Source organism: Nostoc sp. UIC 10607 (genome assembly GCF_047228265.1).
GTDB lineage: Bacteria > Cyanobacteriota > Cyanobacteriia > Cyanobacteriales > Nostocaceae > Nostoc > Nostoc foliaceum_A.
Genome location: NZ_JBIQNW010000006.1, coordinates 1 through 16,433, shown reverse-complemented (window position 1 = coordinate 16,433; position 16,433 = coordinate 1). Strand labels below are relative to the sequence as shown.

The window sequence follows — 16,433 nt, the reverse complement described above, 5'->3', positions numbered from 1 at the left end:
ATTTTTATAAAATAGTCAATATTGTCAGTTTTACTTCACTTAGATATTGAATTTCAACTATAAGTTCCTGCTGTTTCACTAGTCACCTTTACAGGTTCTGACACGATATCATCTATCTTATTAAACTCTCCAGCCCGCCAGCTATCTGTTGTATCTTTGATAAAACTAGCAATAGGGATCGCAATTAACAAGCCCAGCACTCCTCCCAATTTTGCCCCCAACAGCAAAGAAATTACCACCCACACGGGATTTAAACCAGTTAAATTACCGAGAATTCTAGGTGCTATAAAGTTAGAATTAACTTGGTCGATGGCAACAGCCACACCTAAGACTTCAACTCCTAACCAAAAGTTTTGCAGCGCCACCAACAAACTTACTATGGCAATACCTACTCCTGTACCAAAGGGGAAAAGAGAAAATAAACCAATACCGATGCCAAAAAGCAGAGCCAAGGGAACTTGCAGCGCCAAAAATGCCAGTGTAATTGTCACCCCCAACACAGCTCCCAATGTAGCTTGACCAATAAAGTAATTGTGGAAATCTTCTCGCAGTAATTCCCGTACTCTTAACCCAATGTTATGGGGAAACCACTGAAAAATTCCGTCCCAAAGACGTTCGCCGTTCAATATTAGGTAGATAGTCAAAACTACCGCCAGCAAGACGTTGAGGACAATACCAATAGTATCGACGGCAAAACCAAGAATTCTACCAGTGAAGGATTGCAGTTGATTAGATAATCGTTCAAGAACTTGGGTAAATAAACCACTTAAATTAATGGGAAGCTGTTGTTGACTTAACGCCCAATCTTGGAAAGCTTGCAACTGCTGAGTACCAGAATCAATCCAACTAGGCAAGATATTCGCTAGCTCGTTAAGCTGTTGGATAATCAGGGGAACCAAGGTGATGCCTAAAGCTACTAAAACCACTACAGTTAAAAGTAACACTCCCCCGATCGCTAGGTTGCGTTTCACCCCTTGTTCTTGGAGAAACTGGATTGGATAGTTCAAGACAAAAGCTAGTAGAATAGCTGCGGCAATAATGCTGACCAAGGGTTGAAAGTACTGTATAACCTGGAGTAATAGCCAACCGTTGAGAATAGCAATGGGAAATGCCAATCCTATAGTTAACCATCGCGGTAGTTTGTTTGCTGATTGCATTAGTGATTACTCCACAAGAGTTCTAACTTTATTTTGGCTTCAGTTTGGATTTATGAAAAAGCATATCGTCATCTAGGAGATCATGCTGCAATTGCAATATGGGCAAGCAGGGATAAACTGAGTTTATTGGTTTGTCTCTATAAAATCCAACATAATTCGTTGATGCATATTCCCCAAAGGTCGCACTTCACCAGCGTTTTGCGAATAACAGTTACCCTGGCGAATATCTTCTGGGGTCAATAACCCCATATCCCATCCTTCAGTCAAAACCAGTTGATTTAATTCCACTAAGAGTGGTGCATGAAAGACATGACGGACTACTCTTTCGTCGGGATAACAGCCAAATTCCATAAAGGGTGGTAGGTTGTAGCCGATTTCTTCTAAGATTTCTCGCTTCACAGCTACCTCTGGCGTTTCACTAGGTTCGATATGACCGCCAAATAGCGCCCAGTAACCAGGGTAGAGAATACCGGGGATGTTGTCGCGCAGCTGCATGAGAAACTTGTTATTTTGGTAGAGAATTGTGATCGCTACATGCACCGGTTTATTGTTCATATGTTCATTTTTAATTGCTGATTACTCTTCTTCTAGATAAACTTCCCCCAATTCTTTACCAGCTAAGGGGATACTTCGGTAGCGAACTTTCCCCTTAATGACCACTTGTGCCCCCTCGACCAGATTCTTTTGATTGGTGACAACCCAAATTTTGCCAGTCGAGTCATTAATTTGATAAGCCCACTGCTTCATCAGAGGAGCTTGCTTTTCCACCTGACCTTGGATGTAAACTATAGCCTGATTGTCTTGTTCTGGTTTAATTTCTCGAATTGGGGTGACATTGCTACCAATTTTGAAATTACTCCTATTCAAGCCAGACGAAGTTAAACTACCACAACTACAAAGTCCTACCACCAATAAACAAATCAGCCCCAAGCGGTAGGGAATCATCCCGTGCCCGTACAAGAACGAAAGGGACAAATTTCTTGTTTGTTGCATGAAAGCCACCGATTGAGCAAATTTTTGCTTCACTGCTTGCTTTGTCGCCAGTTTCATCAGGTCTGTTCCCATCTATACTATTCTCTGCGCTTTCAGAAACACACTCTCAACTGAGCAAAAAACGTTCTGAATTTCATCCTTAATTCTTTATTCTTCAGATAACGCCATTGATCTGAGAAAATAAGCATTATGGATTTACTGTGAGAAAAACGCTACGACATCAAACAAGATCATAAAAGTAGTTAAAAGTCAAGAGTCAAAAATCAATATTTTAACTCTGGATTTTCGACTGTTGACTCCGCCTAGATCAGAAGCGGCTGAATTTTGACAAAATGGCGAATATAGCTGGGAATTCTCATGGAAACAAAAACGGCCAAACTCCTTGATGGTAAAGCAATAGCAGCAAAAATTCAGCAAGAACTTTCTGTTGCCATTACACAATTACAACCAAAAATTGGACGACCCCCTGGTTTAGCAGTGCTGATGGTTGGCGATAATCCAGCGTCAGCAGCTTATGTGCGTAATAAAGAAAAAGCCTGCGCTAAAGTTGGCATCGCCTCTTTTGGTAAGCATTTTCCCGCCCAAACTACCCTTGAGGAGTTAGAAGAGGTAATCGCTGCACTAAACCACGATGAACGGGTGGATGGAATTCTGGTGCAGCTGCCCTTACCTAACCACTTAGATGCTGTGGCTCTGCTACATCAAATTGATCCCGATAAAGATGCTGATGGGCTGCACCCAGTTAACTTGGGGCGACTAGTACGGGGAGAAACTGGTTTACGCAGCTGCACCCCTGCTGGTGTGATGCGGCTTTTAGAAGAATATGAAATTCCCTTGCAGGGAAAACATGCAGTAGTGGTGGGACGTAGTATTTTGGTAGGTAAGCCGATGGCACTGATGCTCCTAGAAGCTGATGCCACAGTTACGATCGCTCACTCGCGATCGCATGACCTCAAAACCATCACCCAAAATGCTGATATTTTAATTGCAGCAGTAGGTCATCCCGGACTGATCACTGCTGATATGGTGAAACCGGGCGCTGTTGTGGTAGATGTGGGAATGAATCGCGTCACCGATCCTAGTGGCAAAAGTCGCTTAATTGGCGATGTCCACTTTGAATCAACAGCTGCTGTAGCAGAATTTATCACCCCCGTTCCTGGTGGTGTTGGCCCTATGACTGTCGCCATATTGTTGCAAAATACATTTGCCAGCTATTCCAGGGCGGTAAGAGAGTGAGGAGTGAGGAGTGATGAGTTAAGAGTTATTAATCTTAATTCCTAACTCCTAACTCCTAACTCTTCATTTTTTCAGCGCCACAGCACCTTAAAATTGTGACGTATAAGACAAAAATCCCAAAATGTCAGGAACTTAAGAATGGTAGCAACTGATAACGTTCAAAAGACACCACCAGAGGAAGCCACGTTTAACTTAGCAGCTTATCTGAAAGAGCGACAAAAGCTTTGTGATAATGCTTTGGATCAGGCTATCCCCATCATTTATCCAGAAAAGATTTATGAGGCGATGCGCTACTCGTTATTAGCTGGAGGCAAGCGTGTACGTCCCATTCTTTGCCTTGCTACCTGTGAAATGATGGGTGGAACCATCGAAATGGCCATGCCAACGGCTTGTGCTGTGGAAATGATCCATACAATGTCGTTGATTCATGACGACCTCCCAGCGATGGATAATGACGATTACCGTCGTGGGAAGCTGACAAATCATAAAGTCTATGGCGATGATGTGGCGATTTTGGCTGGGGATGGTTTGTTGGCTCTCGCTTTTGAGTTTGTTGCCCTTCAAACCCCCCAAAGCGTTAAGAGAGAGCTAGTCTTGCAGGTAGTTGTCCGTCTTGGTCGGGCGCTGGGAGCAGCTGGTTTGGTCGGCGGTCAAGTTGTCGATTTAGAGTCGGAAGGTAAATCAGATATTTCCCTAGAAACGCTAAATTTCATTCATAAACACAAAACGGCCGCTCTTTTGGAAGCTTGCGTAGTTTGTGGCGGGATCATAACTGGGGCATCACCTGAAGATGTACAACGACTGACCCGTTATGCTCAAAATATTGGGCTAGCATTCCAAATCATAGATGATATTCTGGATATCACTTCTACTCAAGAGCAATTAGGCAAAACAGCTGGTAAAGACCAAAAAGCGAAGAAAGTGACCTATCCCAGCCTTTGGGGACTTGAGGAATCGCGCTCAAAAGCCCAAGAGCTAGTTAAAGCAGCTTGTGCGGAATTAGAACCATTTGGGGAGAGAGCCAAGACACTCCAAGCGATCGCTCATTTTATTATCAGCCGCAATAACTAGTACAGCTTTGCGGAATTTGTAATTCCTATACCGCAAGCTTTTTATGGATTTGGAATGGGTGGTTTATTTACACCATACTGTACTACTACCGCCCAGCGGAATTCACTCATTCAAAATTCCAAAAGCTTATTTGATCAGCTTTTAGGCTATTTTGAATCATTGGTCTGTTTCCGCCATGATGTACTAGGTTAATTTTGGATTTTGGGTTGAATCTAAATGTTTCCTCAACCGACAACTGCTGCTAATATTTACTAACCTAACCAAAATCCCATGCAGGACATAGGCAACATTTTAGACAACCGGGTGCTGCTGGTTGCTCTGGTAGCTTGTTTAATTGCTCAAGCACTAAAGCTCGTAGTCGAGATCATCAAACATCGCAAACTGAATGTACGTGTTTTGGTGACAACCGGAGGGATGCCCAGTGCCCATTCAGCTTTAGTTACAGCTCTAGCCGCTGGTGTAGGGCAAACACTGGGTTGGGCATCTCCTGATTTTGCCGTTGCGATCGTTTTTGCCATCATCGTCATGTATGATGCGGCGGGAGTTCGTCAAGCGGCTGGTAAGCAAGCTCGTATCCTCAATCAAATGATTGATGAATTATTTCATGAAAAACCAGACTTTAGTCAAGACCGTCTGAAGGAATTACTAGGACATACACCAGTTCAGGTAATAGCTGGGTCGGCTTTGGGTATAACTATCTATTGGTTAGCTAGGTCTGCTTATTAAGCTAGGGCAATGAATCTTTGTTTGAGCCACTATTTGTAATTGGTAACTGGTAATTTGTCAGCTGACAAATTACCACCCTGGTAGACCGCATCAGTATTTCAGCAAACTTAATATCACTACAACCGAACAGTTGAGCGCAGCAGAATCACCTTACGGCTATCTACTATACTTCCAACAAAACCGCCATTGTTCAGCTTCTGCAATGTGTTGTATGCTTCAGTTTGGTTAGTGGTATAAACTGCCAACAAGTAAGGGCGTTGTCCATAAGAAACAAAACCTACGTTACCTCCCACTACTTGCTGCACACTATTTACTAGTTCAGGACGATTGTAATAATCTACTAGCACTGCATAACCCTCTCCTAATGCTTGAGGATTATAAACTGTCTGCTGAGGTTGCTGTAGCTGTGCCTGTTGCTGTTGCCGCGGCTGTTGCTGTGCTTGTACCAGTGGCTGCGCATCTGGCGTTGTTGGTCGAGTCGTAATGATGGCAGACAAGCCAACAATATTGCTGACATACCTTGCCCATCGATTGGCATCATCAATTTTGTTAAAGCCCCCAATCCGCGTTACAGTCTCGTTGAGATATTTGCAGGTAATAGTCTTCAATTCAGGCGGTAAGGCACTACGCAACTGCTTTTGATTATCTGCTGTGGGACTGACTACTAATAAAAGATACTCACCCGCATTTGGTGGTTGACAAAGGGGAATAGCTTGTTGGGCAAAAACAGAACTCATGCCACTAATCAAGCCTGCGTAAGCGAAGCTCGTCGTAGACATCGCTAATCCTAAAACACTTGGTAAAATCTGAAATCTATGCACAAAAGTTAGATTATGTAAATCAAGGTGTCTTAGAAGATTTTATAAGAAAAAAGCTGAAAACCCAGCTACTTCAGTATGGGGATGAAAGGAGTGTCAAAAAAAATATTTTTTCTTACCAAATAAAATTGGGGAGTGAGGGGTTTAGAAGGGTATGGGCTACAGGTTACAGGGGACAGATTATTTTCTATTAAGCTGTTACGCATTTAATTTGTACATTTACCTAATGACTGATGACTGATGACTGTTAACAGTCAACAGTCAACAGTTAACAGTTAACAACCATCAAGAGTGTTTATATACTTTAGACGCGCATCAGCTTACCTGTAACCTCTCTCCTCAAGATTAGGAAACAGCAGCAAGCGATGCCAAGGCATCAGGGATTGTCTCAGAAGGAGCCTGGAATTCACCAGTACTGACGTACTCTAAGCGGAGTTTTAACCAAGTAATAAATTGGGGATTAGTAGAAATAATCGCTACTGCTGGTTGGGGACACTTTGCCTTTAGCTCTGTAAACTGAGGTGTTTCCAAAAAAGCTGGTTGTTGAACCAACCAAAAATCTATTTGTTTTTCTTGTTCATGGTAGTGACGGGTGCGTTCTTTGAGAACTTCGTGTGTCGGTTCTTCTTCGAGAAGAAAGCGCTGACTGGCCAAAACGTAATAATATGTTTGCATTTTCATCCTTTGGTTGCTATGTGAATAATTTAAGGGCACAGCATTGCACTCTGTACCCTTAAAAACTAACTTTTGTGGGATTTCTTGAACCAAGAACTGAACGGACAAGCACTTCCCTGCTTTTGGGCATTTATCTGTTTGCCACCAGATGTTAGCTTTTCCAGGAACAGATTATTGTCGAAGTAGTGTTCCAAGGAAATAACCTTCAAGTCATCGGTAACTTTTGCAATGCTCATGCCGATAATTTCTACTGTCTCTCCAGTAGGTGCATGGCCTTTGTATTCTCCTTTAAAATGTCCCCAATGCCGCCACTTGAATGTAACGTTTGGTGGCCCTGAGAAAACCTCCAGCACTTCCCAAGGGAATCCTTGGGGAAATGTTGTGTGAAAGACTTTTGCGGATGATTCAAAGCTTTCTTCTGAAGCCTTGTAATGTTCTGAATCAGCCATAAATAGATTGTAAGTACCTTGGGCTGATAAATCTGCTGCTGTGTACTCTACTCCACCATTAGTACTCACACGGAACTTGTCATTCACAATAGATAACCACTGTTGTGGATTAGCTTTGAATGATACCTCCATCTCAAAGGTTCGCACTAAGTTTTGCACGATCGCTTCTAGTGTACCTTCAAGGTGATTATAGATACTTTCTTGAGCGAGATTCTCTTTTGAACGGGAATAATCAGGCGGTGTCTGATAACGCCACTCAACATCTGTGCTTTCTGCTATCACCTTATCCCGATCCTGTACCCAAAGCGGCAGGTTGTTAGACTGTGTTGCGCTCATAGAAGTTTTTTCTGAAGATTTGATCCCAATTTCTAGATTTCGCAGTGACAACCCCTCTAGGTTATAGGTTACAGGTTATAGGTTATAGTTTCTTCCCCTATTCTCTATCCCTGTCACCTGTCCCCTCTTATAGCTTGTTTCATCTCGCGGACTGCCCTTTCCATACCTACTAATGCTGCCCGACTGATGATGGTATGACCAATGTTCAGTTCTTCCATACCTGGAAGCGCAGCTACTGGATAGACGTTCCAGTAGGTGAGTCCATGACCAGCGTTGACTCGCAATCCTGCTTGAATTGCTTGTTCACACCCTTTCGCTAATATGGCTAATTCTCGGTGGCGATTTGTTTCATCCTTAGCCTCAGCATATTGTCCGGTGTGCAATTCAATAAACTGCGCCTGCACCTTGACAGATGCTTCAATTTGTGCTGGCTCTGCGTCGATAAATAAACTAACTGGAATGTTAGCACTTTGCAATTTATCAACTATCTCACCTATTCTAGCAATTTGCCCGATAATATCTAATCCACCTTCTGTTGTGACTTCTTCGCGCTTTTCGGGGACTAAAGTCACGTAATCTGGTTTGATATCGAGAGCGATCGCTAGCATTTCATCTGTAGCGGCCATTTCTAAATTAAGATGCGATCGTACTGTTTGCCGCAACAGTCGCACATCCCTATCTTGGATATGCCGCCGATCTTCGCGCAGATGCACCGTAATCCCATCTGCACCCGCTAATTCTGCCAGCACCGCCGCTGCCACGGGGTCTGGTTCCACTGTCCGCCGTGCTTGCCGGATAGTGGCGATGTGGTCAATGTTAACGCCAAGTGTAGGCACCCCAAATTTCTCCCAAATCCACAGTCCTCAGAACTTGATTTTACCGGAAATAGCGGGAATTTTCCTTGAGGAGCTACAGACACATTAAATGCGATCGCAATATTTGTGAAACTTAATTTATTTAAAAATTTTGACCCCCGCCCCAGACTGATCATTGCTGTCGGACTTGCTGTATTAGTTACAGTAATCCTTCCACCTTGGCTGCACTTACCAACTCGCATTCTCTGCGCTTGGAACTCCGGTGCTGACTTTTTCTTAGCCGTAACCTGGTGGAAAATGATCAAGGCTACCCCAGAAAAAATTCGCCGTTATGCTGAAAATGAATATGAAGGACATTTGGCTATATTCATGCTGGTGATAGCTGCGGCTTGTGCTAGTGTTTTAGCGATCGGGTTTTTACTAACTGATAAAAAAGGGTTGTCAACAATTCTGCTTACCCTACATGTCATACTTTCAATTATGACTATTGTTAGTTCCTGGTTACTAGTACATACAATGTTTGCAGTGCAATATGCACACAGCTATTACAAATATATTAGCCCTAATAATAGAGAAGAAATCGCCGGAGGTTTAGATTTTCCTCATAACGATTATCCAGACTATTGGGAATTTTTATATTATTCTTTTGTAATTGGCATGACTAGTCAAGTTTCAGATGTTGAGACGAGATCGCGCGATATGAGACGCTTGACTCTTTTACATAGTGTATTATCCTTCTTTTTCAATACCACCATTTTAGCTATGAGTATCAATATCATTGCATCGCTGATTTAAAAATCGCTTGACTCAGCCAAAAGTATGATTATTTACTTCTCTACTTCCAGAAAGAGGAAATTACATTGCAAGTTTTTTAACATGAACTTAACTTGAGATCATCGGAGTAAGTTTATGGCTGATAAAACAATAAATGAATTGCCTGATGAAATTAGAGAACAGTTACCTGAACACGCGCAGCAGATTTTTGTAGCAGCATTAAATGCTGCTCAAAGTAATGGTATGAGTGAAGAGGGTGCGCGTGATGTTGCTTGGAATAGTGTAAAGAATGAATACGAACCAGGCAATGAAGGGAAATGGCAGAGAAAGCCTGAAGACACAGCTATACATAATAAAGCTGTTGTGTCTGGTGGGAATTAAGTAAATTTAAGCTTGGCATAGGTTAGAGGTAAGACAAAAATTTAAAGGGAATTCCATTCTTCCGAAGCGGGTATGGAATTCCCTTTCCTGTTTGATGATTTTTGCAAGATGATAGACATTTTGAACCAACTATAATTATTTAAATACTGGTTAGAAAAATTCACACAGGATATGCTGATTCAAAAAGACGAAATAGCTATTCGTCTCATGCAAGATGAAATGCCTGATTATGAGTTGATGGCAAAATGGTTAACTGATGCACAAGTTTTGAAATTTTATGAAGGAAGAGATAATCCTTTTGATTTAGAAAGAATCATAGAAACGTACAAACCTATGATCAGGGGAGATGAGCCGGTTGTTCCGTGTCTGTTTTACTATCAAAATATTCCCATTGGTTATTTGCAGTATTGTGCGCTCAATGACTTATCGCAAATCGATAGACAATTGTATCATCTCGACCAAACTGATCATGTCTACGGAATTGACTTGTTCATAGGCGAAACCGACTATTGGAACAAGGGAATTGGTACAAAAATTCTGTCAGATGTTATCACCTATCTTTTTGAACAGCGGCAAGCTCATAAAATTGTCATAGACCCACATGTTGACAATCCTCGCGCTATCCGCTGCTATGAAAAATGTGGTTTTGTGAAGGTAAAACTATTGCCCGCGCATGAACTGCATGAAGGAGAATACTCAGATTGTTGGCTCATGGCAATAGACCGAAAGAACCCATTGCACGCCTAATTACGCATCACGACTGGGAAGTTGCTATGAGAGGATGTCACTAAATTAACTCGCGTGCTCCCAGTCACTAAGTAACTCATGCTGTTGTACTATTTTCTTGCATTTGCGGAATGGTACTTTAGGAGTACCAATATTCATGCCAGGAAAACACTGTTTTTTAGTCTTGGTGAGTCTATTTTCTTGTGCCGTTGAACTGATTTGTTGGGTTTTCATTGGTAAATAGATTTCTGATTAAAACCTGAGCATCAATTTATAACATTAATTTTCAAACGGCAAATTCCACTTTAGGTAGGTTATTTTCTACAAATATTCTGGGACAATCTGATCGCTAGTGACTGTAGATTCCATTCCATGAATCTTGCTCATCCTTGTTTAGTCATTACTGCTAAATTCACCACACATTCAGGAAATTGGCGTTTTAATGCTGGAAATACAGGACAAGGCGCTTGTTCTTGTAAATTCTCCGGTTTACTCCAAGTAAAGGGAGCTTTCTGCGCTGCTGACATCCATACCAAACGCTTTGCTCGTGTCATAGCAACGTATAGTAAACGGTACTCCTCAGATATTTTCAAGTGCTTTGCTTGTTCCCATGCTTGTGTGACATCTGGTATAGTAGATTCTCCGTGGAGAGCAGCACGAATTTGGGCGCGGGCTACTTCTGATAAAGTAAAATCCCCTAAGAACTGGCTTTGGGGAGGAACCCAAAATCTACCAGGAATCAAGTTTTCGTGGAGAAAGGGAAGAAACACATAATCCCAATCTAGCCCTTTGGCTTTGTGCATGGTAATAATGGTCAGTTGACCGCGACGAGTGTAACGTTCTTCCGAATCTTCGGTTTCCACTGGTTCAAACCGTTCGGAACTGACGATTTCACTTAAAGCTGACAGCATTCCCCCCATCGAACTATTGCCAGCTATTTGCTGGTTTACCCGTTCTGCGAGTTTGTCAGCAGTCGCCAATTCTGCTTGGTCGTAATTTAAGGTCAAAGCGAGAAAGGAAATTAGCTGGTACAAGGGCAATTCCAAGCGGGCGCGAAGTAAATTGCGACACAAACGAGCGGCTTTTTGGACTGTATCTGGCTGGGGTGCTGCTAGGGGGCCAGGATACAAAAATTCTTCTGGAAGACTAGCAAGGGCGTTAAGGTCTTGGGTAGGAATTAATTGGCGTTGTACTAATGCTTCTAATGCGGCTTTGAGGTAATCGGGGGAGTGGGGGCGATCGCAAAATTGCAGTAATGCTAAAATTTCTTGGGGCACATGGGAACGGCGATCGCGTTCTCCTACATCGTAAAGCATAATTTTATACTCTTTGCACACAGATGCCAGAGCCTCTGCCAACCATCTTCCTTGGCGATTTTCTCGCACTAAAACCGCTGCACTATTTTGTGTTGGGTCTTCGCCAAATAACTCGATTACTCTTTGAGATAACAATTCAACGGTGTGATGAATGTCACGCGGAGTATAAAGTTCGAGTCCCCGTCCTACTGGTGCTGGGTTGGCGTTATCTTGCGGATCGCCAACTTCGACAGGGCGAATTGTCTGCAAGCGAAATGGTACTTGTCGATTGTCAGGAATCTGTTGTCCGTTATTCGTTTTTACTAAGGATTGATTATTGATCCATTTGAGGGCAAAGTTAGCGGCTTCAATGATAATTCTAGTACTGCGACCAGCTTGATCCATCGTTGCCAATCGTTCGATGCGATCGCACTCTTCGCAAAATTGCCGAAAATAAATCGGATCGGCTGGGGTGAAAGTAGAGTTAATCGCTTGGTTGGGGTCACCAACTCGTACTAGATTGAGTGAGGAGTGAGGATAGACGCGATTAATCGCGTCTGTACTGGGGAGTGAAGAGTCGCCATCACTGGCCAAAATTTCCAACAGCTGCGTCTGTAAGGGGCTAGAATCTTGGGCTTCGTCTTCAAAGACTGCGAATACTTGGTTTTGCTCGATGCGACGGGCACTGTCGTTTACTAAAACGCGCAGGGCGGCTAAAATCATATCGTCGTAGTCAATGAAGTCACGCGATCGCATTAAGTTTTGATATTGCTCGTACAATCCCGCCGCTACGCTCAAAATTGCATATTCGTCTGTGGTTTGTTTACTCCACTCCCGCAATTTTTCTGGCGAGATTCCAGAACTTTTTGCTTCATGAATTACTGTATTAGCCAATTCCGGTAATACTTCTGTTCGCAGCACCGATTGGCGACGCAACCTTTCTGTCTCTTCTCCGTCAAATTGATGACCTTCTAATAACCGCAAATATATTCCTGGATTATTTGCAATCCATTGCTCTACAGCTGTCCTGATAAAGCGGTGACTTTGGGTTGGTGTAATTAATGTGACATTTTCTAACTGCAAACCAGATAAATCAGAATGGCGGCTGGCAATGTTCAACGCTAAACCATGCAAGGTATAGACAAAAAAGCCCGTCTGAGGTAGAGATAATTTCTTTAGGTCTTTGCGAATCTTTGCTTTAATATTGGCAGCAGCGGAGCGAGTAAAAGTAACAACTACCAATTGACGGCGGGAGGATGAACGCTCATACTGACGTGCGATCGCGATCGCCGCTGCTGCCGCCATCCCAGTAGATTTGCCTGCACCAGGAACCGCAGAAATAGCTAAGGGACCAGATTCCCAGTCAGCCATTTGCTGTTGTCCAGGGCGTAGACTGTTGCGGATTGCTAGAATCTTGTCCCGCAGAGAAGGAACAGGCGATCGCTCAGACAATTCTGACGGGAATGATTCTTGAGCCACAGGAGCAGTAAATTTAGAATCTGACATTATAAAATTTTATATTTTAAATTTAGAATTTAATCCAAAACCGCAGATATGAAAAATCTTTGCTGTTTATCTGTGGTGACAAATATTTAATTGCAAACCAATTAGCTAACAGCTATATGAAGATACTAACAACAAAGAAAATTAGGCGTTGCAGAATCAGTCTATGATGGGCTGAAGAATGAATGCGCTGCTTTGATTATCGCTTCCACTTCCTTTGGACGCAAATATTCTCGCTCTCGCTTTGAAACTACTTTGACAGGGAGAGGAGGGTGGGAAACCACCTTTGCCGAAAAGGGAAGCTGGGGTGGTTGGGTAAGAATGGCTCAAAGCTTTATGATCTGTTTCTCTCTCCATAAAACATTGCCTAAATTGAATCCAACTAGGCAATATTTGAAAGACATAAATACATAACTACTTTACAACACTTTACGCCGTGATAAATTTTGCGCGTATCTTGTCTCTGACTTTTCACGTTATCTAGAAAAGTCCACCAAAAACCTAACCCCCTAACCCCCAACTCGTCGCGGGAAGAGGGAAAATTCAAAGTCTCTCTCCTTTTAGGCTACGGTGTACACACAAGTAGGAAATAGTAGTCTGTCAAGGAATAATTGACGAGTCCATTCTTTGTAGAGACGGCGATTTATCGCGTCTCCCTAACGGTCAATTTTTTAGACGCGATAAATCGCGTCTCTACATGAGGGGTTTCTGGCTTATCCCAAGGGTATTGGGATAAAACTGGTGACTTGTGTGTACACTGTAGCCTTTTAGGAGAGAGATTTAGAGAGAGGTTTTCCAGATGCCGTGAAAAGTCAGATATTGTCTTTACCCCAATCGTACTCACATTTACTCATTACTCTTCTTCTCCTCATCCTCCTGATGAGTGACTTGTTGCAGTACGGGAATGCATTGGTTAATCAGCCAAATTAGAGTGTCTGTCACCGAATCGCCTTTGTGAATCTTGTCTGCGGTTTGCATACCAGCTAGTAAGATTTGCATAATTAGTAACAAATTGATTAATTGCTGCAAAAGTAACTTTTTAGTTGGGCGTTTCATAAATTACCTTCAATTCAGTTTGTGTGCTTGTCTGTAAACAAACTAAATTGGGGTATCTAGCCCCACTCAATAGCTAAAATTAAATAGCTCAAAGTCTTGTAAAATAAGGCTTAACTTAATTAGGGTATAATTTTTTAGATTAGGGCGTTTCAACTTTTGGTCAAAATTTTTCTTTTTATATATTAGGTATGCCACGACACAGTGAAGGAGATATACGCAGAGAGCGAGTGTGGAACTTGTTACAAGTACTCCTAAATCAGGTAAAAGCTGAATTAGAAGGTAGTTCTGCTTTCACAGGTGTCAACCTCAAGCCAATTAATTGGGAACAAGGAAGTAATCGCAGTCCTCAATTAGAAGTAAAAGCCCAGCTTAAAGACTTAGTACAACTGACAAAAAGTAAGCTCAAGGAAAATCAAGACAGTCTCAATATTGATAATGTCAGAGAGGCGCTGACTAACTCTTTAGGAGAAAAATTTTTAGATATTTATGAAGATAAACGCCAACGAAAGCAAGGAAGAGGTTCTGGAAACTGGCACTTTGTACTGACATTTTGGAGTACAGAACTGCAAGAGAATGAGAAACGATTCAATCAACTATGGGAGAGCAAAAAATCAGGAGAACAGCAAATAAAAACTAGTACAAGTATTGACTGGCGCGATATTTGTCACAAGATGCTGAAAAGTCAGCAAGAAACTGCAAACCTTAGACGCAAAGCTACAGAACAAGGTTTTGAAATTCATGTTTATGTTCCCTTGGGGTTAGTGGAACGCAAACAGCAGCAGCGCCGACAGCAAGATGAACAGCGAGATAGAGAAAATGTCTATGAATTAACCCAAGAAGTAATTGTCAAAACCTATGAACATGAAGCATTTCTCCGAGAAGTAATTGCACAAAAGCTAGATGGAAATAATCAGCATATTGCTATCATCGGTGAACCAGGAGCAGGTAAGACTACTTTATTAAGTACCATTGCTTCCTTTATTAATGACAAAACTCAAGATTTCCCAATCTTTATCTCTCTCGCCAATTTACAGGAAAAAACAATTGAGGAATATTTACTCAAGCAATGGCTTCCTGATGCGATGAGATTAGTTAACTCTAATGTTGTCATCACCCTAGAAATTGAACGTCAATTAATCGAGTTTTTTGGTAAAAAGGGAGTTTGGCTACTGTTAGATGGCGTAGATGAAATGGCTGAAAATTCATCTGTGCAAGCATTAGCCAAAATTAATCAAGAATTGACAGCATCTCTGAGAAAGGGGCGGGTGGTGTTAACTTGTCGGTTAAATGTTTGGGATGCCAAGGTTAGTAATCCACTCACAGGATTTGATACTTATAAAACTCAAGAGTTTAAACCAGAACAAATTGATGGCTTTATTCATCAGTGGTTTAAGTGTGCTGGTAATTCTCAAAAAGGAGATAAACTCAGAAGAAAATTAAAAGAAACAAAATATGAAAACCTGCGTATTTTGGTGACAAATCCTCTGCGGTTATCGCTGTTGTGTCAGACATTTTATTTGGATAAGGAGGAAGAATTACCAGAAACGAAAGCTGCACTTTATCAGAGGTTTACTCGCTATTTTTATGAATGGAAATCAGAGTTATCTGTTGATTTGTATAACTCTGATGATTTAAAAGATGAATTACACCGCGCCTTAAGCAAATTAGCTTTTGCAGGTATTAATAGTAGTGCAAGATTTCGCTTGCGGCGAAAGTTAGCACATAACGAAATGGGTGAGAAATTATTTAAATTAGCTTGTGATGTTGGTTGGTTAAATTTAGTAGACAGAAGCTCTGTAAATGAAGAAGAAGTTTATGCTTTCTTTCATCCTAATTTTCAAGAATATTTTGCAGCTTTAAATGTTAATGATGGGCATAAGTTTCTCGATTGTGTTCCTGATAACCCAAAACAAGGAAATTACCGCATTTTTGAACCACAGTGGCGAGAAGTGATTTTGCTGTGGTTAGGACTAATAGAAAAAGAACTCAAACAACAGCAGCAAGAGTTTATTAATGTTTTAGTAAACTTTAAAGATGGATGTGGTGAGTGGAACAGAGAAAATGTAGACAAAGGCTTTTATGAATATCAAGCCTACTTTTTGGCGGCGGCGGGAATTGCCGAGTTTAAAGATTGTTCTCAAGCAAATGACATAGTAAACCAAATTATCAAGTGGGGCTTTGGTTATTCACCAGAAAAACAGAAGTGGGTGCAATTTATTTATCCAATTACAAAGGAAGCTAGATCAACGCTGCAACAGACAGACCGAACAAAAGCGATCGCCACCTTGGTGCAACTGCTGCAATCACAAAATCTGGATGAGTCCACCCGTTGGCAGGCAGCAGAAAGCTTAGAGAAAATCGACCCAGGCAATGAATTTGCGATCGCCGCCTTGGTGCAACTACTGCAATCACAAAATCTGGA

General features: G+C 41.9%; 16 protein-coding genes. 7 read left to right on the top strand and 9 right to left on the bottom strand.

Features of this window, described 5'->3' with window-relative positions:
- Positions 1 to 53 precede the first annotated feature (53 nt).
- From ACEYW6_RS07550 to ACEYW6_RS07540, 3 genes are all read right to left on the bottom strand, one after another.
- A complete protein-coding gene (locus tag ACEYW6_RS07550) occupies positions 54 to 1,157 on the bottom strand; it encodes an AI-2E family transporter (protein WP_190894376.1) in 1,104 nt (367 codons plus the stop codon).
- Between the two features lie 123 nt (positions 1,158 to 1,280).
- Entirely contained in the window at positions 1,281 to 1,712 is a 432-nt protein-coding gene (locus tag ACEYW6_RS07545) for an NUDIX hydrolase (RefSeq protein WP_412979227.1), read from the bottom strand.
- Between the two features lie 21 nt (positions 1,713 to 1,733).
- Positions 1,734 to 2,207, bottom strand: coding sequence for a hypothetical protein (locus tag ACEYW6_RS07540; protein ID WP_412979226.1), 474 nt, complete (start codon positions 2,205 to 2,207; stop codon positions 1,734 to 1,736).
- 300 nt (positions 2,208 to 2,507) lie between these two features.
- Between ACEYW6_RS07540 and folD the strand changes: the two genes are divergently transcribed.
- The 3 genes from folD (at position 2,508) to ACEYW6_RS07525 (ending at position 5,183) form a co-directional block, all read left to right on the top strand.
- The gene (gene folD, locus ACEYW6_RS07535; protein ID WP_412979225.1) at positions 2,508 to 3,386 is read left to right on the top strand and encodes a bifunctional methylenetetrahydrofolate dehydrogenase/methenyltetrahydrofolate cyclohydrolase FolD; all 879 of its coding nucleotides are present in this window, start codon (positions 2,508 to 2,510) and stop codon (positions 3,384 to 3,386) included.
- Positions 3,387 to 3,524: 138 nt separating this feature from the next.
- Positions 3,525 to 4,457: a geranylgeranyl diphosphate synthase CrtE gene (gene crtE / locus ACEYW6_RS07530; protein ID WP_196511061.1), complete on the top strand. Its 933-nt coding sequence runs from the start codon at positions 3,525 to 3,527 to the stop codon at positions 4,455 to 4,457.
- A 270-nt stretch (positions 4,458 to 4,727) separates the two neighbouring features.
- On the top strand, positions 4,728 to 5,183 hold the full coding sequence (locus ACEYW6_RS07525) for a divergent PAP2 family protein (protein ID WP_190894381.1): 456 nt from the start codon (positions 4,728 to 4,730) through the stop codon (positions 5,181 to 5,183).
- Positions 5,184 to 5,299: 116 nt separating this feature from the next.
- Here the strand turns inward: ACEYW6_RS07525 and ACEYW6_RS07520 are convergent, their stop codons facing one another.
- The 4 genes from ACEYW6_RS07520 to ACEYW6_RS07505 all read right to left on the bottom strand — a co-directional run bounded on the left by ACEYW6_RS07520 (position 5,300) and on the right by ACEYW6_RS07505 (position 8,297).
- Positions 5,300 to 5,962 (bottom strand): hypothetical protein, encoded by a 663-nt coding sequence (locus tag ACEYW6_RS07520; protein ID WP_412979224.1) that lies wholly within the window; start codon positions 5,960 to 5,962, stop codon positions 5,300 to 5,302.
- Positions 5,963 to 6,346: 384 nt separating this feature from the next.
- The gene (locus tag ACEYW6_RS07515; RefSeq protein ID WP_190894441.1) at positions 6,347 to 6,676 is read right to left on the bottom strand and encodes an MgPME-cyclase complex family protein; all 330 of its coding nucleotides are present in this window, start codon (positions 6,674 to 6,676) and stop codon (positions 6,347 to 6,349) included.
- A gap of 65 nt (positions 6,677 to 6,741) precedes the next feature.
- Entirely contained in the window at positions 6,742 to 7,461 is a 720-nt protein-coding gene (locus ACEYW6_RS07510; protein ID WP_190894383.1) for a SnoaL-like polyketide cyclase, read from the bottom strand.
- Between the two features lie 113 nt (positions 7,462 to 7,574).
- Positions 7,575 to 8,297 carry a pyridoxine 5'-phosphate synthase gene (locus ACEYW6_RS07505; protein ID WP_196511064.1) on the bottom strand — a complete coding sequence of 241 codons (723 nt, stop codon included), beginning with the start codon at positions 8,295 to 8,297 and terminating at the stop codon, positions 7,575 to 7,577.
- A 105-nt stretch (positions 8,298 to 8,402) separates the two neighbouring features.
- On the opposite strand from ACEYW6_RS07505, the gene ACEYW6_RS07500 reads away from it, so the two are divergent.
- The 3 genes from ACEYW6_RS07500 to ACEYW6_RS07490 all read left to right on the top strand — a co-directional run bounded on the left by ACEYW6_RS07500 (position 8,403) and on the right by ACEYW6_RS07490 (position 10,178).
- Positions 8,403 to 9,071: a DUF1345 domain-containing protein gene (locus ACEYW6_RS07500; protein WP_412979223.1), complete on the top strand. Its 669-nt coding sequence runs from the start codon at positions 8,403 to 8,405 to the stop codon at positions 9,069 to 9,071.
- A 114-nt stretch (positions 9,072 to 9,185) separates the two neighbouring features.
- A complete protein-coding gene (locus ACEYW6_RS07495; RefSeq protein ID WP_412979222.1) occupies positions 9,186 to 9,431 on the top strand; it encodes a ChaB family protein in 246 nt (81 codons plus the stop codon).
- 171 nt (positions 9,432 to 9,602) lie between these two features.
- Positions 9,603 to 10,178, top strand: a complete 576-nt coding sequence (locus ACEYW6_RS07490; RefSeq protein WP_412979221.1) for a GNAT family N-acetyltransferase — start codon at positions 9,603 to 9,605, stop codon at positions 10,176 to 10,178.
- 362 nt (positions 10,179 to 10,540) lie between these two features.
- Here the strand turns inward: ACEYW6_RS07490 and ACEYW6_RS07485 are convergent, their stop codons facing one another.
- Together ACEYW6_RS07485 and ACEYW6_RS07480 are read right to left on the bottom strand one after the other, a co-directional pair.
- Positions 10,541 to 12,958, bottom strand: coding sequence for an ATP-dependent helicase (locus tag ACEYW6_RS07485; RefSeq protein WP_412979220.1), 2,418 nt, complete (start codon positions 12,956 to 12,958; stop codon positions 10,541 to 10,543).
- Between the two features lie 843 nt (positions 12,959 to 13,801).
- Positions 13,802 to 14,011, bottom strand: a complete 210-nt coding sequence (locus tag ACEYW6_RS07480) for a hypothetical protein (protein ID WP_412979219.1) — start codon at positions 14,009 to 14,011, stop codon at positions 13,802 to 13,804.
- A 188-nt stretch (positions 14,012 to 14,199) separates the two neighbouring features.
- Between ACEYW6_RS07480 and ACEYW6_RS07475 the strand changes: the two genes are divergently transcribed.
- Positions 14,200 to 16,433, top strand: a 2,234-nt coding sequence (locus tag ACEYW6_RS07475; protein WP_412979218.1) for an NACHT domain-containing protein, incomplete at its 3' end; no start/stop codon positions are given.

Excerpts from the sequence above, each read along its gene's own strand:
- ACEYW6_RS07550 (WP_190894376.1), bottom strand. The coding sequence starts at position 1,157 with ATGCAATCAGCAAACAAACTACCGCGATGGTTAACTATAGGATTGGCA.
- ACEYW6_RS07545 (WP_412979227.1), bottom strand. The coding sequence starts at position 1,712 with ATGAACAATAAACCGGTGCATGTAGCGATCACAATTCTCTACCAAAAT.
- ACEYW6_RS07540 (WP_412979226.1), bottom strand. The coding sequence starts at position 2,207 with ATGAAACTGGCGACAAAGCAAGCAGTGAAGCAAAAATTTGCTCAATCG.
- folD (WP_412979225.1), top strand. The coding sequence starts at position 2,508 with ATGGAAACAAAAACGGCCAAACTCCTTGATGGTAAAGCAATAGCAGCA.
- crtE (WP_196511061.1), top strand. The coding sequence starts at position 3,525 with ATGGTAGCAACTGATAACGTTCAAAAGACACCACCAGAGGAAGCCACG.
- ACEYW6_RS07525 (WP_190894381.1), top strand. The coding sequence starts at position 4,728 with ATGCAGGACATAGGCAACATTTTAGACAACCGGGTGCTGCTGGTTGCT.
- ACEYW6_RS07520 (WP_412979224.1), bottom strand. The coding sequence starts at position 5,962 with ATGTCTACGACGAGCTTCGCTTACGCAGGCTTGATTAGTGGCATGAGT.
- ACEYW6_RS07515 (WP_190894441.1), bottom strand. The coding sequence starts at position 6,676 with ATGCAAACATATTATTACGTTTTGGCCAGTCAGCGCTTTCTTCTCGAA.
- ACEYW6_RS07510 (WP_190894383.1), bottom strand. The coding sequence starts at position 7,461 with ATGAGCGCAACACAGTCTAACAACCTGCCGCTTTGGGTACAGGATCGG.
- ACEYW6_RS07495 (WP_412979222.1), top strand. The coding sequence starts at position 9,186 with ATGGCTGATAAAACAATAAATGAATTGCCTGATGAAATTAGAGAACAG.
- ACEYW6_RS07490 (WP_412979221.1), top strand. The coding sequence starts at position 9,603 with ATGCTGATTCAAAAAGACGAAATAGCTATTCGTCTCATGCAAGATGAA.
- ACEYW6_RS07485 (WP_412979220.1), bottom strand. The coding sequence starts at position 12,958 with ATGTCAGATTCTAAATTTACTGCTCCTGTGGCTCAAGAATCATTCCCG.
- ACEYW6_RS07480 (WP_412979219.1), bottom strand. The coding sequence starts at position 14,011 with ATGAAACGCCCAACTAAAAAGTTACTTTTGCAGCAATTAATCAATTTG.